Source organism: Pseudoflavonifractor sp. An85, assembly GCF_002161235.1.
Taxonomy (GTDB): domain Bacteria; phylum Bacillota; class Clostridia; order Oscillospirales; family Oscillospiraceae; genus Enterenecus.
Map to the genome: position 1 here is coordinate 1 of NZ_NFHE01000026.1, position 21825 is coordinate 21825.

General features: G+C 54.3%; 19 protein-coding genes and 1 pseudogene. 15 read left to right on the plus strand and 5 right to left on the minus strand.

Features of this window, described 5'->3' with window-relative positions:
* Both B5G37_RS11080 and B5G37_RS11085 read right to left on the minus strand, forming a co-directional pair.
* A pseudogene (locus tag B5G37_RS11080) lies at nucleotides 1–527 on the minus strand (hypothetical protein); the annotation flags it as partial.
* Nucleotides 528–530: 3 nt separating this feature from the next.
* The gene (locus B5G37_RS11085; protein WP_087257485.1) at nucleotides 531–1472 is read right to left on the minus strand and encodes a MoxR family ATPase; all 942 of its coding nucleotides are present in this window, start codon (nucleotides 1470–1472) and stop codon (nucleotides 531–533) included.
* A 217-nt stretch (nucleotides 1473–1689) separates the two neighbouring features.
* Between B5G37_RS11085 and B5G37_RS11090 the strand changes: the two genes are divergently transcribed.
* The 9 genes from B5G37_RS11090 to B5G37_RS11130 all read left to right on the plus strand — a co-directional run bounded on the left by B5G37_RS11090 (nucleotide 1690) and on the right by B5G37_RS11130 (nucleotide 15154).
* Nucleotides 1690–2424 (plus strand): hypothetical protein, encoded by a 735-nt coding sequence (locus B5G37_RS11090; RefSeq protein WP_087257487.1) that lies wholly within the window; start codon nucleotides 1690–1692, stop codon nucleotides 2422–2424.
* A complete protein-coding gene (locus B5G37_RS11095; protein ID WP_087257489.1) occupies nucleotides 2358–4304 on the plus strand; it encodes a HAMP domain-containing sensor histidine kinase in 1947 nt (648 codons plus the stop codon). The genes B5G37_RS11090 and B5G37_RS11095 overlap by 67 nt, the downstream gene beginning before the upstream one ends.
* Nucleotides 4301–4969 carry a response regulator transcription factor gene (locus tag B5G37_RS11100; RefSeq protein WP_087257491.1) on the plus strand — a complete coding sequence of 223 codons (669 nt, stop codon included), beginning with the start codon at nucleotides 4301–4303 and terminating at the stop codon, nucleotides 4967–4969. Before B5G37_RS11095 ends, B5G37_RS11100 begins: the two co-directional genes overlap by 4 nt.
* 150 nt (nucleotides 4970–5119) lie before the next feature.
* Nucleotides 5120–11386: an InlB B-repeat-containing protein gene (locus B5G37_RS11105; RefSeq protein WP_158099406.1), complete on the plus strand. Its 6267-nt coding sequence runs from the start codon at nucleotides 5120–5122 to the stop codon at nucleotides 11384–11386.
* A gap of 261 nt (nucleotides 11387–11647) precedes the next feature.
* Nucleotides 11648–11842, plus strand: a complete 195-nt coding sequence (thiS, locus tag B5G37_RS11110) for a sulfur carrier protein ThiS (protein ID WP_087257495.1) — start codon at nucleotides 11648–11650, stop codon at nucleotides 11840–11842.
* Nucleotides 11843–11845: 3 nt separating this feature from the next.
* Nucleotides 11846–12481, plus strand: coding sequence for a sulfur carrier protein ThiS adenylyltransferase ThiF (gene thiF / locus B5G37_RS11115; protein ID WP_087257498.1), 636 nt, complete (start codon nucleotides 11846–11848; stop codon nucleotides 12479–12481).
* A gap of 45 nt (nucleotides 12482–12526) precedes the next feature.
* The gene (locus B5G37_RS11120; protein WP_087257502.1) at nucleotides 12527–13300 is read left to right on the plus strand and encodes a thiazole synthase; all 774 of its coding nucleotides are present in this window, start codon (nucleotides 12527–12529) and stop codon (nucleotides 13298–13300) included.
* 11 nt (nucleotides 13301–13311) lie between these two features.
* Nucleotides 13312–14562, plus strand: coding sequence for a 2-iminoacetate synthase ThiH (gene thiH / locus B5G37_RS11125; protein ID WP_087257504.1), 1251 nt, complete (start codon nucleotides 13312–13314; stop codon nucleotides 14560–14562).
* Entirely contained in the window at nucleotides 14549–15154 is a 606-nt protein-coding gene (locus tag B5G37_RS11130; protein WP_087257505.1) for a thiamine phosphate synthase, read from the plus strand. Before thiH ends, B5G37_RS11130 begins: the two co-directional genes overlap by 14 nt.
* Before the next feature lie 55 nt (nucleotides 15155–15209).
* Here the strand turns inward: B5G37_RS11130 and B5G37_RS11135 are convergent, their stop codons facing one another.
* Nucleotides 15210–16508 carry an FAD-dependent oxidoreductase gene (locus tag B5G37_RS11135; RefSeq protein ID WP_087257507.1) on the minus strand — a complete coding sequence of 433 codons (1299 nt, stop codon included), beginning with the start codon at nucleotides 16506–16508 and terminating at the stop codon, nucleotides 15210–15212.
* Nucleotides 16430–16978: a hypothetical protein gene (locus B5G37_RS11140; RefSeq protein WP_087257509.1), complete on the minus strand. Its 549-nt coding sequence runs from the start codon at nucleotides 16976–16978 to the stop codon at nucleotides 16430–16432. Before B5G37_RS11140 ends, B5G37_RS11135 begins: the two co-directional genes overlap by 79 nt.
* Nucleotides 16979–17211: 233 nt before the next feature.
* Here B5G37_RS11140 and B5G37_RS11145 point away from each other — a divergent pair, with 233 nt between their 5' ends.
* From B5G37_RS11145 to B5G37_RS11170, 6 genes are all read left to right on the plus strand, one after another.
* The gene (locus B5G37_RS11145; protein ID WP_143482933.1) at nucleotides 17212–17535 is read left to right on the plus strand and encodes a DUF6442 family protein; all 324 of its coding nucleotides are present in this window, start codon (nucleotides 17212–17214) and stop codon (nucleotides 17533–17535) included.
* Between the two features lie 4 nt (nucleotides 17536–17539).
* Nucleotides 17540–17749, plus strand: coding sequence for a helix-turn-helix transcriptional regulator (locus B5G37_RS11150; RefSeq protein ID WP_087257513.1), 210 nt, complete (start codon nucleotides 17540–17542; stop codon nucleotides 17747–17749).
* Nucleotides 17750–17904: 155 nt separating this feature from the next.
* Nucleotides 17905–18852: a GNAT family N-acetyltransferase gene (locus B5G37_RS15235; RefSeq protein ID WP_158099407.1), complete on the plus strand. Its 948-nt coding sequence runs from the start codon at nucleotides 17905–17907 to the stop codon at nucleotides 18850–18852.
* A gap of 23 nt (nucleotides 18853–18875) precedes the next feature.
* Nucleotides 18876–19586, plus strand: a complete 711-nt coding sequence (locus B5G37_RS11160) for a hypothetical protein (protein ID WP_087257515.1) — start codon at nucleotides 18876–18878, stop codon at nucleotides 19584–19586.
* Nucleotides 19587–19621: 35 nt separating this feature from the next.
* The gene (locus B5G37_RS11165) at nucleotides 19622–20080 is read left to right on the plus strand and encodes a GNAT family N-acetyltransferase (RefSeq protein ID WP_343229713.1); all 459 of its coding nucleotides are present in this window, start codon (nucleotides 19622–19624) and stop codon (nucleotides 20078–20080) included.
* Nucleotides 20081–20134: 54 nt separating this feature from the next.
* On the plus strand, nucleotides 20135–20650 hold the full coding sequence (locus B5G37_RS11170; RefSeq protein WP_242962875.1) for a GNAT family N-acetyltransferase: 516 nt from the start codon (nucleotides 20135–20137) through the stop codon (nucleotides 20648–20650).
* A 265-nt stretch (nucleotides 20651–20915) separates the two neighbouring features.
* On the opposite strand, the gene B5G37_RS11175 is transcribed toward B5G37_RS11170, so the two are convergent.
* Complete coding sequence (locus B5G37_RS11175; RefSeq protein WP_087257519.1) at nucleotides 20916–21785, minus strand: class C sortase; 870 nt, start codon at nucleotides 21783–21785, stop codon at nucleotides 20916–20918.
* Between the last annotated feature and the right edge of the window lie 40 nt (nucleotides 21786–21825).

Below are 21825 nucleotides of genomic sequence, written 5' to 3' on the forward strand. Positions count from 1 at the left end.
GAGACTTGGGGGAGCGGGGGGAGTTTTTCCTCCCAGAGGAGGGGCTTGGGCAGCACCAGAACGTGGACGGAGTCGGGAGCAGGGACAGGAAAGGCGAACAGACCCAGGGCGTCCAAGGCCCGCACCCGGCAGAGCTGGCCGGTGAGCAGGCCGCAGTGGGCCTTCTCCATGGGGAGAGGGCGCACCATTCCCCCGGACAGACCGGAGAGGTGCAGCCGCTGTGTGTATGCGGTCCCGGTCAGGGCGTTTTCCTGGGTGAACAGCATGGAAACCCGGCCCACCGGCAGGAAGGAGCGGGTGGTGACGGAGATTTGCCACGTTTCCTCCTGGTCCTGCACCATCTGGGACGCCGACGGGGTCAGCACCAGGCGCACCCCCAGAAGCCCCCGGAGGCTGAGGGCCAGGGAGAGCAGGGGGAGGACTAAGGTACACACCAGGAGGAACTGGCCCAGATAGCCGTCATAGAAAATTTGAAGGGCCAGGGCGGCCAGCAGAACCACCCCGTAGATGATGCGCCGGCTACTCATGGCTTATCTCAGCCGGGGGGCTTTGACCCCCTGCATCAGTTGGGCCAGCAGTTCCCGCTGACCCTGGGCTGTTTGGGCGGCCTGGGGGGCGTAGAGCAGGCGGTGGGCAATGACATCGTAGAACAGGGCCTGGATGTCCTCGGGAATCACATAGTCCCGGTCGGAGGCCAGGGCCATGGCCTGACTGATGTGGGTCAGGGCCAGGGTGGCCCGGGGGCTGGCCCCCTGGACAATGTGGGGGTTCTTGCGGGTGGCGTCTATGAGTTCCAGCAGGTAGCTCAGTACGTCGTCGGACACATAGACCTGATCCACGGCCCGGCGCAGCGCCTCCAGTCCGGTGTGGTCCACCGCCTGTTGTACCTGATGGAGGGGATTGCCCATTTGGCGGTCCCGCACCATGTCAAACTCCGCCTGCCGGGAGGGGTACCCCAGGGAGAGACGGATGGTGAAGCGATCCAGCTGGGAGTCGGGGAGAGGCTGGGTTCCGGCAGCCCCCACTGGGTTTTGGGTGGCCATGACCACAAAGGGTTGGGGAACCGGGCGGGAGACTCCGTCCACCGTCACCTGCCCCTCTTCCATGGCCTCCAGCAGGGCGGATTGGGTGCGGCTGGTGGCGCGGTTGAGCTCGTCGGCCAGGAACAGGTTGCACATCAGTGCGCCAGGGTGGTACTCAAACCCCCGGCGGTCCTGGTTGTATACGGAAAAACCGGTCAGATCCGAGGGCATCACGTCGGGGGTGAACTGCACCCGCTGACAGCGCAGGTCCAGGGCCTTGGAAAAGGCCAGGGCCATGGTGGTCTTGCCCACCCCGGGAATGTCCTCCAACAAAATGTGGCCTCGGGCCAGAATGGACAGCAGGACCCGGGCTAACACCTGGTCTTTGCCTCGTACCGCCTTGCGTACCTGGGCGAGAATGCTGCGGATGAGCGTCTGTTCTGTGTGCATATGGCAGGCCCCTTTCTAGTCTTTCTCATGGGTCAAACATGTCTTTCATTGACGGAAGTCTGTTCCTTGTAAGCATACACCACGGGCGGTGGAGCGTCAATGATATTGCTGGCAGACCGTGGGGTTGCTCTTGTTCTGCCCTGGGGACTTTGGTAAAATGAATATGGAATAAAATTGGGCGGCGATACACACAGAGCCTAGGAAAGAAGGTGGAAACATGAATGGGAAGGAACGATTTCTCCAGATTCTCCGGAAGTTTTGGGGGTTGGTACCCCTTTTGATTGTCTTGCTCTGTGTGGGCCTGGTTGCAGCCATTCAGGCCCTGACCGGGGACACTTTGCGCAGCGTACCCCGCATGGTGCTCATGGGGCTGGGAATATGCAGTTTCTGTGTGGCGTTGTTGTGGGCCAACATCCGCCTCATCTTCGCGGAGATTCCCGTTCCAGTATTGAGTCCCCTCCTGAAAATCGTAACCCCCATCCTGTCGTGTGTGTTTGTGGTGTACCTGGGGATCATGAGTATGGTGGTAATGGTGTTTTCCTATTGCCCAGAACATGTGGTCATGTACCGTGGCACGAAAATGGTGGCCAGTGTCAACAGTTTCGTGGACATCAATGTGACTTATTACCGGTATAAAAATGCACTTTTTACGGGGAACGACTGGTGGAAGAGTGGCATGGAAGCGGCGGACACGATCCCTTCGAGGATGAGGAAAACCCCACGCCCAAACGCTAGACCATTTATGATGAACAGGGAAATGTGGTGGAGCGAGGGCCTTGACCGTGGATGGGGCGCTGAGCCTTACAATTTTGTAAGGTGTGCCCGTATGCCAACCCACTGTGATAACATAAAAGGGAACATCGTTTTGAGAAGGGGGAGGGAGCTATGGGGAAAGTCCTGGTTGGGAAACATACGGTATGCTGGCTGCTGCCTCTCGTTGTGGTGGTTTTGAGCATTTTGTTGCTGCATAGCATTTTTTCCGGCAGAGCCGTCTCGGTGCAGGAGCTTGTCCCGGTGGACGGTGTGCTGGACATTCGTGAGACCGACCTCTCCGCTGGGGTGTACAATATCCGAAATAACTGGGACTTCTACCCGGCAGCGCTGTATACCTCGGAGGATTTTGCCTCTGGAGCCGCCGGAGAAAAGGCCGCAGACGATGTGTCCACCTCGGACTTCTCTTATGGTACCCACCGACTGCGCATCCTGGCTCAGCCCAACCAATACTACACCCTTTGCAGCTTTTCTCTGGACTATGCCAGCCGTGTCTTTGTCAACGGCTCTGAGGTGGCAGTGTTTGGGCAGGTGGCAGAGGATGCCGTGGACTTTGTGCCCCGGGTGGGCTATATGACCATCCCACTGTACTCTGGGGAGACGGGCGAGATGGAGATCATCTACCACTATGGAAACTTTGTCCATGACAGCGGTGGGTATATCCAGCCCACATATCTTTCCACGCCCCAAAACATGGAGGAGTTCAAATCGTCCAATGACCTGGTGTCTTTGAGCGTCAGCGGTGGCCTGTTGCTGCTCACGTTCTATTTTCTGCTTAGCGCGGCCCTGCGCCGCAAGGTGGTGTTTCTCTACCTTGCCCTGCTGTGCATGTTGGTGGCGCTGCGGGATCAGAACTTCTTTGTCATCCACCTGTTGCCCACGGATTACTCCTGGTTTATCGCCTATCGCATCCTGATTTTGGACATCATGCTGTTGCCTGCCTCCATCCTGCTTCTGCTCAAAGGCATCTATGTGAGGGCGACTAAGAACTGGCCGTTGTATCTCTATCTGGGTGTGGCAGCGGTGGCCACCGTGCTGCTTGCGTTTTTGCCCACCCGGGATCTGGTCACGGTTTCCACGACATTCTATTATGTGTCCATTCCCTATCTGCTGTATCTGGTGTACGGCGTGGTGAGGTACTATATCCGGCAAGGGAAACTGGATGTGACAGACGTGCTGGTGCTCTTTGGCTATGCTGTTTTGCTTGGGACCTTGGTCTATGAGGCCCTGCTCACCAGACAGAGCGCTGCGGTCACCCGTTACGGCGCGACAGGCTATGGAACCTTGTGTTTCATCCTTCTCAACGCCGCAGCCATCCATTTCCAGCTGCAACAGCGGGAGGTGGCGCTGGTGGAGAGCCGGAGCCGCAACGAAATGCTGGAGCGGATGAATCGACTGAACATGGAATTTCTCAACAAGGTGGCCCATGAGCTGAAAACACCGCTGACGGTCATCTCTGGGTATGCGCAGCTCACGGGGATGCAGCTGGCGGGCAACAGCGTCAACGACGAAACTCCCGCCAATTTGAAAACCATCCAACAGGAGGCAAAGCGTCTGGCGGATCTGGTGACGAAGCTCATGGAGTATTCGTACAGTAGAAAACAGGAGGTCACCCTGGATCGGATCAGCGTATCCCAGCTTTTGCAGAACGTCCAGGCGGTGGCTGCGCCCATGTGTATGAAAAATTGCAATCAGGTGCAAATCATCCACACGCCCTGTGCAGATATCCACGGCAATTTTGAGATGCTGCTGCAAATCTTCATCAATCTCATTGTGAACGCCAGCAAGCACACCCATGATGGCAGCATTGTCATCAGTGCCTCGGACAGCGAGGAGGAACGCTTTGTACGATTCCGGGTGGAGGACACCGGCAGCGGCATTTCTCCCCAGGTGATGCCCCACATCTTTGAGCAGGGCTACAGCACCGGAGGCAGCAGTGGCTTGGGGCTGTCCATTTGTCAGGAGGCGGTGGAGGCCCACGGCGGCAGGATCTGGGTGGAGCGGACCGATGAAACCGGCACAGTGTTTGCCTTTACGGTCTTGAAGGAGGACTTGCCATGAGTACCATTTTGTTGGTGGAGGACAACCCTCACATTATGAAAATCAACACAGAGGTGCTCTCTGCTCACGGCTATGAGGTGGTGCAGGCCACCACCGCTGCGGAAGCCTGCAAACAGCTGGTATGGAAATCCGTGGACTTGATTGTGCTGGACATCATGCTTCCCGACGGCAACGGGGTGGAGCTGTGCCGAACGTGGAAGGAGCATTACCACGTTCCCATTCTCTTTTTGACCGCCCTGAGTGAAAATCAGGATATTGTGGAGGGCCTGCGGGCCGGCGGCGACGACTATTTGCCCAAGCCCTATGACCTGGAGGTGCTTCTGGCCCGAGTGGAGGCCCGATTGCGGGGAGATGCCAGCCGCCGCCGATATGTCAGTTACGGCAACCTGAAACTGGACACCGTCTCCATGGTGGGCTATGTAAACGACCGGGATTTGTTGCTGACCCAAAAGGAGTTTACCGTGCTGTTGTTTCTCACGCAGAATGCCGAGCGAAAGGTGCCCCAAAGTGAACTGATGCAAGCGGTGTGGGGGGTGCAGACGGAGACGAAAACCCACACGTTGTGGACGCTGATCTCTCGACTGCGAAAAAAGCTGCGCAGCGAAGAATCCCGCCTGGAAATCTCCTCCCTGCGAGGGGGTGGGTATCTGTTGGAGCAGCTTTGACACAAGCACAAACCGTGAACCTTACAAAATTGTAAGGTTCACGGTTTGTGCTTTTTTTCATAGTATGATGGTTTATAGAAAGACGACAAGAGCAGGAAAGGCGGGACCGTTTGGAACAGGATATACATGGAGTGTAGAGGAGGAAGCCAAATGAAAAAACGAATATTTAGCCTGTTTTGCGTGTTTGTATTACTGATGAGTTTGTTGCCCATACAGACCTTGGCCTATGTGGGTCCTATCCGTACCACGGAGGAAGAACGGGCTGCGGTTACATCCAGCCGCATGAACTACGGTGGGGTGCAGTATCTGGTGCTGCAAAATGATTATCTCACCGTTGCCGTCCAGGCCACCGGAAGTGGCTCCTCCCTGCGCAGCTACACGGTGCCCACGGCGCAGCTGGGGAGTAATAACGACATTTTCCGCTTCTCATCAGAAACCAACCGGTTCTATCTGGGGGATCAGGAAGGGTTCCAAAATGCCAGACAGTTGCAAATCAAGGGCCTTTCCGCCCAAGTGGAGGATCAGGCGGATGGCAGGGGCAAATGTATCAATGTGTCCATTACCTTTAACGATTCCCGCTTGGTGGCCAACATGTACGTTTGGATGGAGCGGGTGAACAAAGGGGAGCAGAGCGGTACCACCACCGAACAGGGGGTCTATAAAGATCTCAGCGAAGGTGGAAATCACTGGTGTGTGGTGGCGGATACCACATTCCAAATGACCGATACCAGCGACTTCCATACGTCTGTGGGCTATCCGCACCACGTCAAGGAGTACCCATTATCCGCTATGGGTCATAGAAATGCCTCCACAACGGCCCCTCTGATGATGGGGGTGGCGGAGGAAACATGGAAGGACGATCCTTGGTTTTCTTACCAAAAGACAGACTTTTACTCGCAAAATATCACCAGCGGACTGGGGTATTCCAAAACAGAGAACAGAGTGGAATACGAGGTCCCTGTGGAAGGGGTAAGCTGGACCAGAACAAAGGGTGTATTTACCCATTACACAGAAATTTATACGGAAAACTACTTGGCGGCCAATCCCTTTGTGGGTCTTTCCGGCTTTAACTACGACGCTCTGAGTGCAGGCAACAGCCACGGCGTGGAGGGACATCACTGGATTTTGCCGGACTATGTCTCCAGTGATGGGAGAACCGTGACCACCTACTCCTCAGCAGACAAGCTGTGGAATGTGGATTTTCAGCATATACAGACGGTAACCTCCCTGTGGGGCTTCCGGGATCTCTATGCCGAGGGGGATGTGGATGCCCCCACCCAGCCGGACCAGGTGGAAGTGGAGTTGACTGCCGATAAACTGGCCATTCTCCGGGCCTCTTCCGGGGAGCTGAAAGTCCAGCCCTATGACGGTGACCAGGGCCTGGAACAGGTCAAAGCGGCGTTCCCCGGCTATACACACATTGCCACTTTCCGAGGCGATTATAAAACCACCACCAAGGTAGACCTCAGCGACAATTCGATGACCGGAATGTCCTGGGGTGGAGAGAAGGACGGGGGAAATACCACCTACACCTATGAATTTACCGGCCAAGCTGTGGCGCTGTCCCCCACGGTCACCGCCACATGGGGCAGTGGAGGTTCCTTCTCCATCACATCCGACGGCAAGATCACCCAGAGTGGACTCAGCCTCAATGCCCCCACCTTCAAGTTCTATGCGCCCAAAAATGGCGGGGGGCTGACCCTGGGCTTTGATGCCAACGGCGTGACCATGAGCTTTGAGCCGGAGAAAAACAGCGCCATCTTCTCCTTGGATATCCCGTATGCCACCACCATGGTCCGGCAGGGATATGCGGACATGACGGGCAACCTGCGTTTTACCGGCGAGATGGGCATTTCCACCATCTTTGACGGAGCTTCCTTCAACATGGAGGAATTGGGATATGGGCTGAAAAATGGAACCTTCACGGTCAATGGTGTCCGGGCCTCCGGCAGCTTTGAAACAGCCAAGTTGATTGGTATGGATTTGGCAGAGGTGGAAGGCTCCATCAACACCTTTGACGGGGAGGAGAGTTACGCATTTGATTTGCAGCTGGACCTGTTCTCCCTGGTAAAGGCCAAGGCGGAACTGGAGCTGAAGCGTCTGAAGTCCGACGGCGCCCTCATCCCCGACGATTTGTACCTCTACATAGGAGGCAGTGCGTTGCCGGTGCTGACGGTAGTGCCTACCGTTCCCGTGGCCCAGATCACCGACGGCGGCCTGGGCTTCTACAACCTGGCAGACACCATCAACGGCGATTATTACGCCATTCCGCCCATCACCATGCGGGGCACCGTCAAGGGCAAATACGTGCAGCTGTTCACGGGTACCACCGACACGGTGCTGGGCCCCGGTACCTATGAGTTTACCGCCTCCGACATTAAAATTGCAGGTATGGAGAGCCTGAAAATCATCGACGAGGCCGGATTGGGCTTGTACATCGGGGGCCAGCGCGTCAACTATCGTGGCACCGACTATTCCGGCATACGATTCAGCGGTCAGGCGCATCTGGTGGCCGGCCTGCCTTCGGTGAGCAAAAACTGGCTGAAACTCAACAGCGGCGTATCTTTGGGTCTGTTTGGCGGCTTAAACGATGCCCAAAACAGCCTCTATGTCCAGGCCAGTGGCAACAGCCACATCAGCGCAGAATTCCAATTCCCCGACAGTTGGGATGTCATCGGCGGTATGAATCTGCTGGGCGCGGGTGTGGACATCGTGGTAGGCGGCCAGACGGTCATCCCCGTCAGCGGCAGCATTGGCAATGGCTTTAGTGGCGCGTTTAACAACATGAAGCTGTATATGGGCGCCATGGGTCAGGCCTCTCTGCTGGGCTGCAACGCCCGTGTCTGGGTGATTCTGCCCAAGAGTGCTGCCACCGGCGACTGGTGGGGGTATACCTTCAAAGTTTGGAAATCTCTGCCCGGATGGAGCTGGGAGGGCAAGATCCAGGGGCTTAGCACAGCATCCAGACAGGCTGCGCCTGTCTTGCAGAATCTGTCTGCGCTGCCAAGCACCAGTCAGACAGTTCCGGTGAATGTAACCAGTGAAAGTGACGGCGCCTATCTGGCGGTGGCCTTTGATCCCTCCGTCACCCAGGAACAGTTGAAGGAACATCTCAAGGTCACAGACCCTGCGGGCAAGGAAGTGGCTTTGAACTGGCTGGCGGTTGACGGCAACAACAACATCACCAATACCGACACGGCCAATATCTTCAGTGGTGTGGTGTCTCGCTCTGACGGCACCGGAAGCGACCATGTTGCCGTGATTTATCTGGGGAAGGGTACCGGCTACAACGGCAATTACACCGTCACTACCGGTGACGCTGCCTCCGCACAGACCATGGCTCGCAACAGCACCGACCTGTCCTTTACCGCCCAGTTTGCGGCTGTTAACGTGGAACTGGATGGGCTGGGGCCTGTCAACTTCAACGGCAACACCGTGACCGGCAGCGTGGACAACCCGGAAAGCGGCGTGACCTATGTGGTACGCACCTATCTGTCCCAGGAAAAGGACGGCGCGGACTATCTGGTGGGTGAGCAGATCGTGGAGAATGGCGCCTTTACCGTCTCCGTGCCCACCACCGGCACAGCGGCTCCCAGCGGCAGCTACTATGTCACCACATATCTCATGCGCCAGGAGGCCCAGGACTTGGATGGGGACGGCACCGTGGAGGCGGATGAAATCGCCCTTCTGGGCATTGGAAACGCCAGCTCCACCAGCCAAGTGGCTTACACCAACACCATGCAGCCCGGCCAGGTGCAAACCGTGACCCTCACCGCCACGGGCAACGAGACCATGCGTGCCACTTGGAGCCCGGTCAGCGACGCCGACGGCTACCGCATCACCATCTATAACGCGGATGGTACAGACACCGGCCTGGGCTATGAGTACGACGTGTCTCAATTCTCCGGCGACGGCAAGATGCCTGGGCTGAATCTGGAAGACGGTATGCTCTGCATTGACATGGCTATGACGGCCGGTGGAGCTACCTCCCAGGATGGAACCCCCATCACCCTGGATGCAGGGAAGGAATACAAGGTGGGTGTCACCGCCTACCGCAGCGAGACCACAGGGGAGCAGACAGCCAAATACTACGGCACAGAAACCCAGTCGGAGGCCCAGATGCTGCCGGAGTACACCCCTCTGGACATGACCATTCTGGTCAACGGTGTGGCGATGACTGCGGATGACAACGGTATCTATCATGCCATATCCCAGAACACTGAAAACGACTTGACCGTGGAGGCGCCGGATGGGGTGACGGCCACCTTCACCGTGACCCGAACCGACATCGGAGAGGAACTGACGAAAACGGGATATGGTGCATATCTCATTCCCAATGTGGATGGCACATTGATGCTTGCCGTCACCGGCAGCGTCACCAACGGCACCGCCACCGACACCACCACCCGCTATGTGCTATTCTCCCAGGATAGCACCGCCCCAGTGATCACCCTGGACGAAGAGGTGTTCTATGTCGATCCCAGCACCCACACCTATACCGTCACAGGCATCACCGATCCGGGAGCAACGGTGGCAATGGCAGGGGAAACGGATGAATGGGATGACGCCACCCTCATGACAACCACGGCGGCTGCGGATGGCAGCTTCTCTCTCAGCGGTACCATGGCTCCCAATGGCAGCATGATGCGATCCGTCACGGTAACGGACGAGGCGGGGAACGAGACATCCACCAAGGTCATGATTGTCCTGCTCTCCCAGTACACGGTGCACTTTGATGCCAACGGCGGCAGCGGGACCATGCCAGATGAAACGGCCACCTTTGGCGCCAGCTATACCTTGCCCACATGCACCTTTACGCCTCCCCAGGGCAAGCGGTTCCAGGCTTGGGCCATGGGCAAAGACGACACCACAGTATACCAGCCCGGTGATTCCGTTGTGCTCGATGCCGACACCACCTTCTACGCCCTTTGGGAGGACATCCCCCACACCCATGTGGGCCAGTTGCAGGAAGGATTTGCGGCGACTTGCGTCTCGCCGGGGCAGAAAGATTATTACACCTGCTCCTGCCAGAAGTATTTTGAGGACGAGGCTTGTACCCGGGAAATTGTGGATCTGGAGGCATGGAAAGCCCAGGACGGGGACGGTTACATTGCTCCCTTGGGACACAGCTACGGAAGCGAATGGAAGTATGATGCAGACAACCACTGGCATGAATGTACCTGTGGAGAAAAGACTGATGTAGCAGCCCACAGCGGCGGCACGGCAACCTGTGTACAGCGGGCCGCATGTGACATCTGTGGCATGGAATATGGCCAACTGGGCCTGCACGATTGGAATGCACCCACTTACACATGGACAGAAAACGGATCTGCCTGCACGGCGGTGCGCACCTGTAACACCGACCCAAGCCATCGGGAAGAGGCCACCGCTACGGTGACCAGCCAGGAGAGCAAAGCGCCCACCTGTACCGAAATGGGAGAAACCACCTATACCGCCACCTTTGCAGAGGATTGGGCGGAGGAGCAGACCAAGACGGTTGCGGATCTGGAGGCTACCGGTCATACCTTGACCAAGACGGAGTACAAAGCCGCCACCTGCACCGAGGCGGGCAACCGGGCATACTGGACGTGTGAGACCTGCAACAAGGTGTATGAGGATGAAACCGGAACCACGGAGATTGCCCTGGCTGATACGGTGATTCCCGCCACCGGTCATACTCTGACCAAGACGGAGGCCAAAGATCCCACCTGCACCGAGGCAGGCAACCGGGCATACTGGACGTGTGAGACCTGCAACAAGGTGTATGAGGACGAAGCCGGAACCACAGAAATTACGCTGAATGATACGGTCCTTGCAGCTGTGGGCCACGGAACCACAGAGCTTCAGAATGAGCAGGAAGCCACTTGTACCAAAGAAGGCTACACGGGCGACAAGGTCTGTACCGTGTGCGGAGAAATCCTGGAAAAAGGCGAAACCATTCACAAGCTGGACCATCACTACATAGATGGGACATGCACCGTCTGTGGAGCAACGGACACCGGTTTCCGGCCTGAGATTATTGCAGGGGCAAATGGAACTTGGCAGAAGGGCAGTGAGAAGGGGTATTCAGTTACTTCCAGCGCAGCCTATTCTGACTTCCAAAAGATCCAGGTGGACGGGAAAGACCTTTCCGCTTCCCACTATACCGTTGAGGAAGGCAGCACCGTGGTTACCTTGAAGGCGTCCTATCTGGAAACCCTCTCCGTGGGCAAACATACCCTTTCTGTGGTTTCTCAGACCGGAACGGCCACCACGAACTTCACCATTCAGGCTGCACCCGCCGCGGAGGACACACAATCGCCGCAGACGGGCGAGGGCAATGAAATCCTGCTGTGGATGACGCTGCTGGCTATGGCTGGAGCTGGCCTTTGTGTGGCACGGAGTGTTACCAAAAAGCGGTCTGGAGCCAAACATTGATGCACATACAGATAGGAGAAAATTAGCCCCATAAGATACTCCCCAAAGTGCGCCGCAAAAGCTTTGGTTTTTGCGGCGCACTTTCTGCACCTATGGGAACTTGTAAAAATTTTCTTGACACAACATGTATTGAGAGTATAATTACGGGTAGAGTGCAGTCACAAGACCGCACGAAGGGGTACACCACCGCGGGTGTAGTTCTCTTCGTGCGGTCTTTTTTTGTGCCACTACACGGAAATACCTGAATTGGGAGGGCAACACATGCTGAAAATCAACGGACAACCCGTACCGGCCACAGGTGAGACGTTGCTACACTATCTCACCGCTTGTAACTACGATCTACAGCGTCTGGCGGTGGAGCGCAACGGAGAAATTGTTCCCAAGCACAGCTATGGCACCACGGTATTATGCGATGGTGACCAGGTGGAAATCGTCTCCTTTGTGGGAGGCGGCTGAGAGATGACACCCACTAGAGAAGAATGGCTGGCCGCTCTGGAGCTGCGCCACGGTAAAGAACTTCAGGAAAAAATCACCGCCGCCCATGTGGCAGTGTGTGGGCTGGGTGGCTTGGGCTCCAACATCGCCATCCTGTTGGCACGGGCTGGGGTGGGGCATCTCCATCTCGTTGACTTTGACCGGGTGGACCTCACCAACTTAAATCGCCAACAGTATTTTGTGTCCCAAATCGGTCAGTACAAGACGGAGGCACTGACGCAGACACTGGGAGAAATTGCCCCCTACTGCATGGTCACATCCCACACCACGGCGGTCACGGAGGACAACATCCCCACCTTGTTTGCCGGTGACACCTATATCTGCGAGGCTTTTGACGCAGCGAAGGCCAAAGCTATGCTCGTCCATGGGGTGCTGGAGCACTGGCCGCATGCCTATCTGATCGCCTCCTCGGGCATGGCTGGTCTGCACTCTGCCAACACCATCTGCACCAGGCGTGTGACCAGCCGGTTTTACCTCTGCGGTGATGAGGTTTCTGATGTGGAGCATGGTCTGGGGCTGATTGCGCCTCGCGTGGCCGTGTGCGCCGCCCACGCTGCCCACATGACGCTGCGGCTCATTGCCGGCCAACCCTCTGCATAGCTCTTTTCCCGCACAAAATAGTATAGAAAGAAAAGGAGATTCATTATGGACAACAAAGATACTCTCATCATCGGCGGCCATGAATTTCACTCCCGCTTTATTCTTGGCTCCGGGAAATATTCTCTGAAGCTCATTGAAGCGGCCGTTCGTGATGCCGGTGCAGAATTGATTACATTGGCCGTGCGCCGTGCCAACACCAAGGAGCAAGAGAATATTTTGGACTACATTCCCAAGGGCGTCACCCTCTTGCCCAACACCTCTGGTGCCCGCTGTGCCCAAGAGGCTGTGCGCATTGCTCGTCTGGCCAGAGAACTGGGGTGCGGCGACTTTGTGAAGGTGGAAATTATGCGGGACAGCAAGTATCTGCTCCCGGACAATGTGGAGACGGTGAAGGCCACTGAAATTTTGGCCAAAGAGGGCTTTGTGGTCATGCCCTACATGTACCCCGATCTGAACACCGCCCGGGATTTGGTCAACGCCGGTGCTGCGGCTGTTATGCCTCTGGCTAGCCCCATCGGCTCCAACAAGGGTCTGGCCACCAAGGACTTTATCCAGATCTTAATTGATGAAATTGAGTTGCCCATCATTGTGGATGCGGGAATTGGCCGGCCCTCCCAGGCCTGCGAGGCCATGGAAATGGGTGCTGCGGCGATTATGGCCAACACTGCATTGGCCACCGCCGGAGACCTCCCCATGATGGCTTCTGCATTCAAAAAGGCCATTGAGGCAGGCCGTCAGGCGTACCTGTCCGGACTGGGCCGTGTGTTGGTACGGGGCGCTTCCGCCTCGGACCCGCTCACTGGATTTCTACATGATTGAGGAGGCGCTCCATGGAAAATCAATTTTTCGTAGACTCCGGCAAGCTCAGCGCAGAAGGACTTCAGCGCAAACACCAGTTGGAAAGCGACCCTTCCTGTCGCACCAACCACATGGCCTATATGGAGGGTATGGAGCGGATCTCCTCCGATATTATGCAGCGGGTGATGGAGCAGATGAACGCCTATGACTACAGCAAGTACACGGCCAGAGACGTAGAGGTGGCGCTACAGCACGAGACATGCACCATCGAGGACTTCAAAGCCCTGCTCTCCCCAGCTGCAGAACCTTTCCTGGAGCAGATGGCGGTCAAGGCACAGCGGGAGACAGAGAAGCATTTTGGAAATACCGTATATTTATTCACCCCTCTTTACATTGCCAACTACTGTGAGAACTACTGCATCTACTGCGGCTTTAACTGCTACAATGACATCCGCCGGATGCGTTTGACCCCGGAACAGATCGAACATGAAATGAAAATCATTGCAGACTCCGGCATCGAAGAGGTGTTGATGCTCACCGGCGAGAGCCGCACCATGAGCGATGTAACGTATATTGGTGAGGCCTGTAAACTGGCTCGGAAATATTTCCGCATGGTGGGCCTGGAAATCTATCCAGTGAACAGCGATGAGTACCACTATTTGCATGAGTGTGGTGCAGACTATGTGACCGTGTTCCAAGAGACCTATGACTCCGATAAGTATGAGACCCTGCATCTGATGGGTCACAAGCGGGTGTGGCCCTACCGGTTTGAAGCCCAGGAGCGGGCGCTGATGGGCGGCATGCGGGGAGTGGGCTTTTCCGCGCTGCTGGGGTTGGCGGATTTCCGCAAGGACGCACTGGCCACGGCACTCCATGTGTACTACCTCCAGCGCAAATATCCCCACGCGGAGATGTCCCTCTCCTGCCCCCGGCTGCGTCCCATCATCAACAATGATAAAATCAATCCCCTGGATGTCCACGAAAAGCAACTTTGTCAGGTTCTGTGCGCATACCGCATCTTCCTGCCCTTTGCCGGCATCACCGTCAGCTCCCGGGAAAGTGCATCCTTCCGAAACGGCATTGTGAAAATTGCAGCCACCAAGGTGTCTGCCGGTGTCTCCACCGGCATTGGTGACCATGAGAGCAAGTACAACGGTACGGAGTCTGACCAAGCGGGGGATGAACAATTCGAGATCAACGACGACCGCAGTCTGGAGACCATGTACACAGACCTTGCAGGAGAAGGTCTGCAACCCGTTCTAAACGACTATGTCTACGTGTGATATCATTTGCGTCACCCACCGCACCCTGTGCAAGGAGCCCTTTTTACAGCGCATGGCGGGTATCATAGCGGCCCAGCCTGCCGCCATCCTTTTGCGGGAGAAGGATTTGCCGCCCCGGGATTATCAGGCGTTGGCACAGCAGGTTCTGGAATTGGCAGGGGACCAAGTTCCGGTGATTCTACACAGCTACCCAGATGTGGCGTTGACACTGGGCTGCCCCCGGCTCCATCTGCCCCTGCCCCTTCTCCGCACGCTGTCTCCACAACAGCGCAGCGCGTTTCAAGTGCTGGGGGCCTCTTGTCACTCTGTGGACGAAGCAAAAGAGGCGCAGGCGCTGGGCTGCACTTACATCACCGCCGGGCACGTTTTTGAGACCAGCTGTAAACCCGGTCTGGCCGCCCGAGGGCTGACCTTTCTCCAGCATGTGACCCAAGCAGTTTCCATTCCTGTGTGGGCCATTGGAGGCGTGATGCCGGAGAACATCTCGAGGGTTCGCTCGGCAGGTGCGGCGGGAGGATGCGTTATGAGTGGGTTTATGGCATGCGATAACCCCAAAACGTTTGTTGAGGCGTTTTCCCAGATTCCCATGTGATTTGTCAATTTGTGCGGGCTTGCCCAATGTGGCCCATGATGGCGAAATCCTGGTTTCAGTTGTTCAGATCATCCGTTGCCGGGTTGTCAATCAGCTTCCCATCCTGGGTGAAGCGGGAGCCGTGACAGGGGCAATCCCAGGTGTGTTCTGCAGGATTCCATTTCAGCGCGCAGCCCAGATGGGGGCAGCGTTTGGTGGTGGGGGTCAGCAGGCTGGTCACAGCCTCAAATCCATTGACGGCTAATTGGGGGTGCAGGATGGAACGGGAGGGGGAGAACACCTCTTCATAGGGGGTTTTCTTCCCTTGCACAAGATCGCTGAGGATCATAGCGGACACCATGGAGGTGGTCATGCCCCACTTGTTGAACCCAGTGGCCACATACAAATCTTTGGTGGAGGCAGAATAGGGGCCGATATAGGGCACGCCATCCAGGCTCATACAGTCTTGCGTGGCCCAGTGGTATACTTCCTTTGCTTGTGGGTAATGCCGTCGGGCAAAATCCCGCAGCTCCCGCCAACCGCCCCCCTTTTTCCCGGTGCGGTGATCTCCGCCACCAGCCAGCAGCAGATTTTTATAATTTCGGAAGGACATACCCGTTTGCGCCTGGTCCACATACATGCCGTCCACATTGGGCGCGCCTTCCAGGGCTATGACATAAGAGCGGTGCTGGTACAGCTTGAGAAAATAACTGCCGTGCTTGTTGAGAAAAGGGAAGTGGGTGGTGACAATGATCTTCTTGGCACGAATGCGGCCATGATCGGTCACCGCTGTGGTACCAATCAGCTCCTGTACTCGAGTGTGCTCATAAATGTGCAGGTTTTTTGTGATGCCGGAGACGAATTTCAGTGGATGAAACTGTGCCTGATGAGGAAACCGGATTGCCCCGGCAACGTGAAAAGGTAGAGGAGTCTGGTCCGTACATTCAGCCGAAAAGCCCAGCTTGTCCAGGGCATTCAGTTCCCGGTCAACCTTACCCGCATCATCCAAGGAATAGGTGTAAGCCGCCTTCTCCTCAAAGTCGCAGTCCATATTCCGGCACAACTGCCGGTATGTTTCAAGCGCTGCTTCATTGGCGGCAAGATATTGCTTGGCGCGCTGGATGCCAAACTTGGAGACGAGCTTGTCATATATGAGCCCGTGCTGGCTGGTAATCTTAGCCGTGGTGTTTTTCGTAATGCCGTTGCATATGGTTTCGGCTTCCACCAGCACATACGGCACGCCTGCACCGTGCAGCTGATAGGCACACAGAATGCCCGCCATACCGCCGCCGACGATCAACACATCCGTGTTCCGGTCTCCATCCAGAGCCGGAAAGCTGGGTTGTTCCCAAGTTTGTTCCCATAGTGATTCCATATACTTCTCCTTTTATACCCCGTGATTTGGAACGTATTCATAGGCGGCATGGTTACTTTTTCAGCATAGCCCAAACCGCCGTCGAAGCGGTGCAGCTGTCCGTCTATGGTGACACTGCCTTGGAGGGTATGCGCCATGCTGAGAACGCCGTGTCGGCACTCCATAGGGAAAAAACGGAATGGCCCCATAATATCGGAACAAAGAGGGGTCAAGGAGCCGTAGAGAATTTCGCCGCTGACACCAGGCAACTCAATCTGGCAGCCTTGCTGGGAAAACCGACATCGGTCCGCTTGTATCGAGCCGTTATGGACCGTCAAATTCGATATCTCAAATTGTTTGGTGCCTTCTTGCGAAATCAGTTGGATAAAAGCGCCACTTTCAGCCAGACCGGGGATGCATGCCACCATGTCATCCCCTTTTTGATGCTTAAAATACCAGCCCTCAAAACTGTTTTGTCCCGATATACCCATGTCACAGCCCTCCTTGGGGGAATGGGCTTAGTATACCCGTATGAGGGGAATATCAGACGATATCGTTGCACCTTTCCCTGTATTCTTGGACCCGTAAGGAGCCTACAGGGAGTGTAAGACGGATGGCTCTGCTTCTGAATGCAAAGAAAACTTTGCATAACACATTGACAAGTGTACTTGTCATAGATATAATTAAGGTGTGCCAACAAAACTTTGCAAATGGGGGTGTATCTATGGACAAGGAAGAAATTCTGCGAGCAAGCAGAAGAGAAAACCAAAACAAAGATATTTACGAACTGGAAATTGTAAATAAGGGGCAGAGAATTGGCGGTATTATTGGTATCTGTGTTACCTTTGCACTCATGTTTGCTGAACGTATCATACTGAAAAATGGAATGAACTACGGCTATTTTCTGATTGTTCTATCTGCGTGTGCCGGACTGTGGATTTACAAGGCTTTGAAGATGAGAAAGAAGCATGAAATTTTCCTTGCGGTGCTTTGGAGCGTACTGGTTGTGTATGCTGCTGTAATGGTTATCTTGGGCTTTCTTGGGTGATGGTATGAATGATGAGCTGATATTAAAAAACAGACTGAAGGAGAAACGGGCCGAAAAGGGACTATCGCAGGCACAACTTGCGGAAATGGTAGGCGTTTCTCGTAACACCATTAGCTCCATTGAAACTGGACAGTTTAGTCCCACTGCAAAACTGGCACTTATTTTATGTATTGCCCTTGATCAGAAATTTGAAGAATTATTTTACTTTGATTAACGAGAATCTGTGGCTGAAAGGACACGATCACCAGTGCCGTCAGTGTCAGGCAAAAATACTTCTTCACGCTCAAAATCCCGGATGCAAAAGCATCCGGGATTTTTGGTTGAGAGGCCAGGGAAACTTTGGTACAATAAAGGCTAAATCAAGAGGCTATGGGTACACATAACAGATTTTGTGAGGTGCTCCATATGAGAGTAAATTTTTATGAATATGTCGATGACGAACTGCTGCGGTTTGCGGTAATCATAGCCCGACACAACGGGAAGTGGGTGTTTTGTAAGCACCGGGAGAGAGACACCTATGAACTTCCTGGCGGACACAGAGAACCGGGAGAGCAGATTCTGGACACGGCAAAAAGAGAATTGCAGGAAGAGACGGGAGCCATACAGTTTTCCATACACCCAGTCTGTGTATATTCGGTGATTGGTAAAAACCGAGTGAATGAATCGGGAGAAGAGTGCCATGGGATGTTGTATGTGGCAGATATCGAAACATTCCAAGGGGAGCTGCACAGCGAGATGGAACAGGTGCTTTTGTTGGAGGAGCTGCCCACGAAGTGGACGTATCCACAAATACAGCCTCTGTTGGTGGAGGAGTATTTGAGAAGGTGTGGGATGTCCCAGGTGGAGTTTCTGCTGGCACAGGTGGACGATGCTCCAGTGATTGCTCAACTGCGCAAAGAAATATGGTCCACCACTTACCGGGGTATTTACCCCGATGAGATGATCGACCAGTATGATCTGGACTGGCACACGCAAAAAGATGTCCAGCGCATTGAAAATCCAGATTATGCAGTCTATTTAATACAGCGGGAAGGGCGAGCCATTGGCTACATCACGCTCCATCACAGCCAACCTCCCCGCTTGCTATCCCTCTATTTGAAAGTAAAGTTTCAAAACTGTGGCATCGGCCATAAAGCGATGGAGTTTGTAAAAGGATATTTCAAGGCACAAGGAGCGAAGCATTTTACCTGCCAGTGTCAGCCGGATAATGCCCATGCCATGTCTTTTTATCAGCGCAATGGTGGAAATGTGGTCAAACAGGATTTGAACAATGAAGAGAGTTGGCAAAATTCCGTGACGTTTCAATTTGATGTGTGAGAGAAAGAGAGGGGGAAAGCTGTATGAACATTGGGTGTGTTTGGGAGCACAATGGAAACGACACCTTGCTATATGCAGCAAATTTCCCCGGTGCCTATACCCGGGGGTCAAGCCTTCATGAAGCCATGGAAAAAATGCCGGCAGAGATTCAATCCTATTTGAAGTGGAAGGGAGAAGTCATTCCTGAAGACCTTCAGGTGACCATGATACAGGATGCAGCCTGCGCTCTGGATGTTGCGGATGCGGATTCCGACGTATTGTTTTCCTCGGAGAAAGAGCCTCTCACTCAGGAGGAATACGCCGCATTCAAACACTTGGTTCTTAAGTCTGCGGCGGATTTCCTCGCACTATACCAGGCCATTCCAGATCAAACAGCCAGTACCACCCCCATACGTACCACGTTCTACGGGCAGGTACCCAGAACTGCGGAGGAGATGTATCAGCATACCAAAAACGTGAATGCGTATTACTTTGGTGAGATTGGAGTGGATGCTAACAATGAAGGAAGCATTTTGGATTGTCGTCGCAGAGGGTTTGAACAGTTGGAGCAAGTTCCGAACTTTCTGAACAATTCCGTGTTTGAGGGGAGCTATGGGGAAAGCTGGTCCCTTCGCAAAGTGTTGCGCCGCTTTCTCTGGCATGACCGTATCCATGCCAAGGCCATGTATCGGATGGCGATAAAAACCTTTGGTGGGCACGAAATTCCCAATCTGTTTCATTTTGAGGTGTTTTGAGCTGGGGAAGGGAGTGGACAATGGAGAATACAGAGTTGAACATAAAACAAATTTACGGTGATGAAGAGAAAGAAACCATTGCAAGAATGATCCTGGAGTCCCTCCCGGATTGGTTTGGAATCCCGGAGGCCAGAGAGGAGTACATTGCCGAGAGTAAGGGAACCCCTTTTTTCTGTGCTTTGGATGGAGAAACCGTCGTGGGATTCCTCTATCTCAAAGAAACCGGACGTCACACCGTGGAGTTGGCCGTAATGGGAGTACGGAAGGAATACCACCGGAAGGGTATTGGGGGAATGCTCTTTGATGCAGCAAAAAAGACAGCCAAACAGCTGGGGTATTCCTTCATCCAGGTCAAAACCGTGCAAATGGGCAAATATGCCGAGTATGATGACACCAATCGCTTCTATCTCTCCCTGGGCTTCAAAGAACTGGAGGTCTTTCCCACTCTGTGGGATGAATGGAATCCGTGTCAAATTTACATCATGGCCATTTGAAAAGCCCACCGAGAGAATAACCTCTATATTTGTGACAGGAAAGGAGAGCAAACCATGATTACTCTGGTAGAACCCTGCGAAAAATACTTGCAATCATACATGGAAGCCCATGATGAGTATGAGATGCATGGTGTAGAAACCTACGCATTTGATGATGCTAAAGCCTATGACATCTTTGAAAAATACGAGAACTACAGAAAGGAACGCAACCTTCCTCCGAATAGGGTCGGCTCTCACTTCTACTGGTTGGTGGACCAGGAGCGGAACTATTTTATAGGGGAAATAAGCATCCGCCACAGACTGACCGATAGCCTGAGACGCTACGGCGGTCATATCGGATATGGCATTCGTTTTTCTGAGTGGAAGAAAGGTTACGGAACTTTCATGCTTGGGTTAGCGTTGGAAGAAGCGAAAAAGCTGGGGATAACTACGGCCCTGATTACGTGCGATGATGACAACTATGGTTCGGCAAAAGTCATGGAGAAGAACGGTTTTGTATTGCAGGACAAGGTTACGAATATTGTGAACGGAAGCACAATAACCACCCGAAGATATACGAAAGCGCTGTAATCTCACATCCATACCAACTACCCTCAAATGATTACTTTCTCCGAACGCTGCCCGTGTCCCCGGGATATTCCAGTTTTTCGTGGTATGCTGTGTCATTACAAAGAAGGCGACGCACAGGACAATCGTCTTCGGACAAATTGAGATTTGTGGGAAGAAAAGAAAGGTTTATGAAAACGATTTTGTAGCTTGGATGATTAGAAACAAAACACACTTGTATTTCGGCAGTAGTTGCCGGAATACAAGTGTGTTTATGATTTTCTGACACTCAATGACTTTGTTTTTTTCGGCGCCGCAACAGCACGAAGGCCACGATTGTGGTCAGGGGAATATAGACGGCCAGACAGATAATGATTGCTTTCCGGTATTCTGTTTCCCACACGCTTGTCCCCTGGGACAGATCGCCCTGTATTTGTTGCTGTTCCAGCGCCTGCTCATATGGAATTCGGGTTCCCTGCACTAACAGTCGATGAGTATTGATTCCGTAGGGGTGACAGGTGACCAGGGTCGCCAGGTCACGGCCCTGCTGTACCACCAGGTGCTCGGTGTCATCCGGCTCCACAATGTAGATCTGCTCCACCTGATACGCCAACACCTGACCCAGTACATGGATGTAAAATACGTCCTCCACCACGAGTTGCGACAAATCGGTGAACAGCCGCTTCCCGGACAATCCGGTGTGGCCGGTGAGTACCGCATGGGTACTCTCTCCGCCCACGGGGAGGGATGTATTTTGCAAATGTCCCACACCTGTTTCCAGCACGTTCTTCGTGGTACCGTGATAGACCGGAAGATAAACGTCGATTTTGGGGATTTCCACATACCCCATCATGCCGTCCCCCTCCACATTGAGCAGAGAGGAGTAGGGTTCCTCGGTAGGGTCCTGCACCAGGTCCGGGTCAAAGGGGTCTGTGAGGTACACCTCTCCTTCCAACAAGGAGCGGTTGTACTCCTGGGCGGCCTGGAACTCGGCATCCAGCTGCTCCTGCTGGACCTGTTCCATGGCTTCATCATATTGGGCTAGAACGCGGGATTGATTTTTTTCATAAAGAGCGTTGCTCACCAGGGGATAGAGGACGAATCCACCCCCCACCAGGAATATCAGAGCGATGAGAACAGGCGCAGCGAATCGTTTCATATGTGATGATGCCAAGTGAGGGAGCTAATGCCCCCTCACT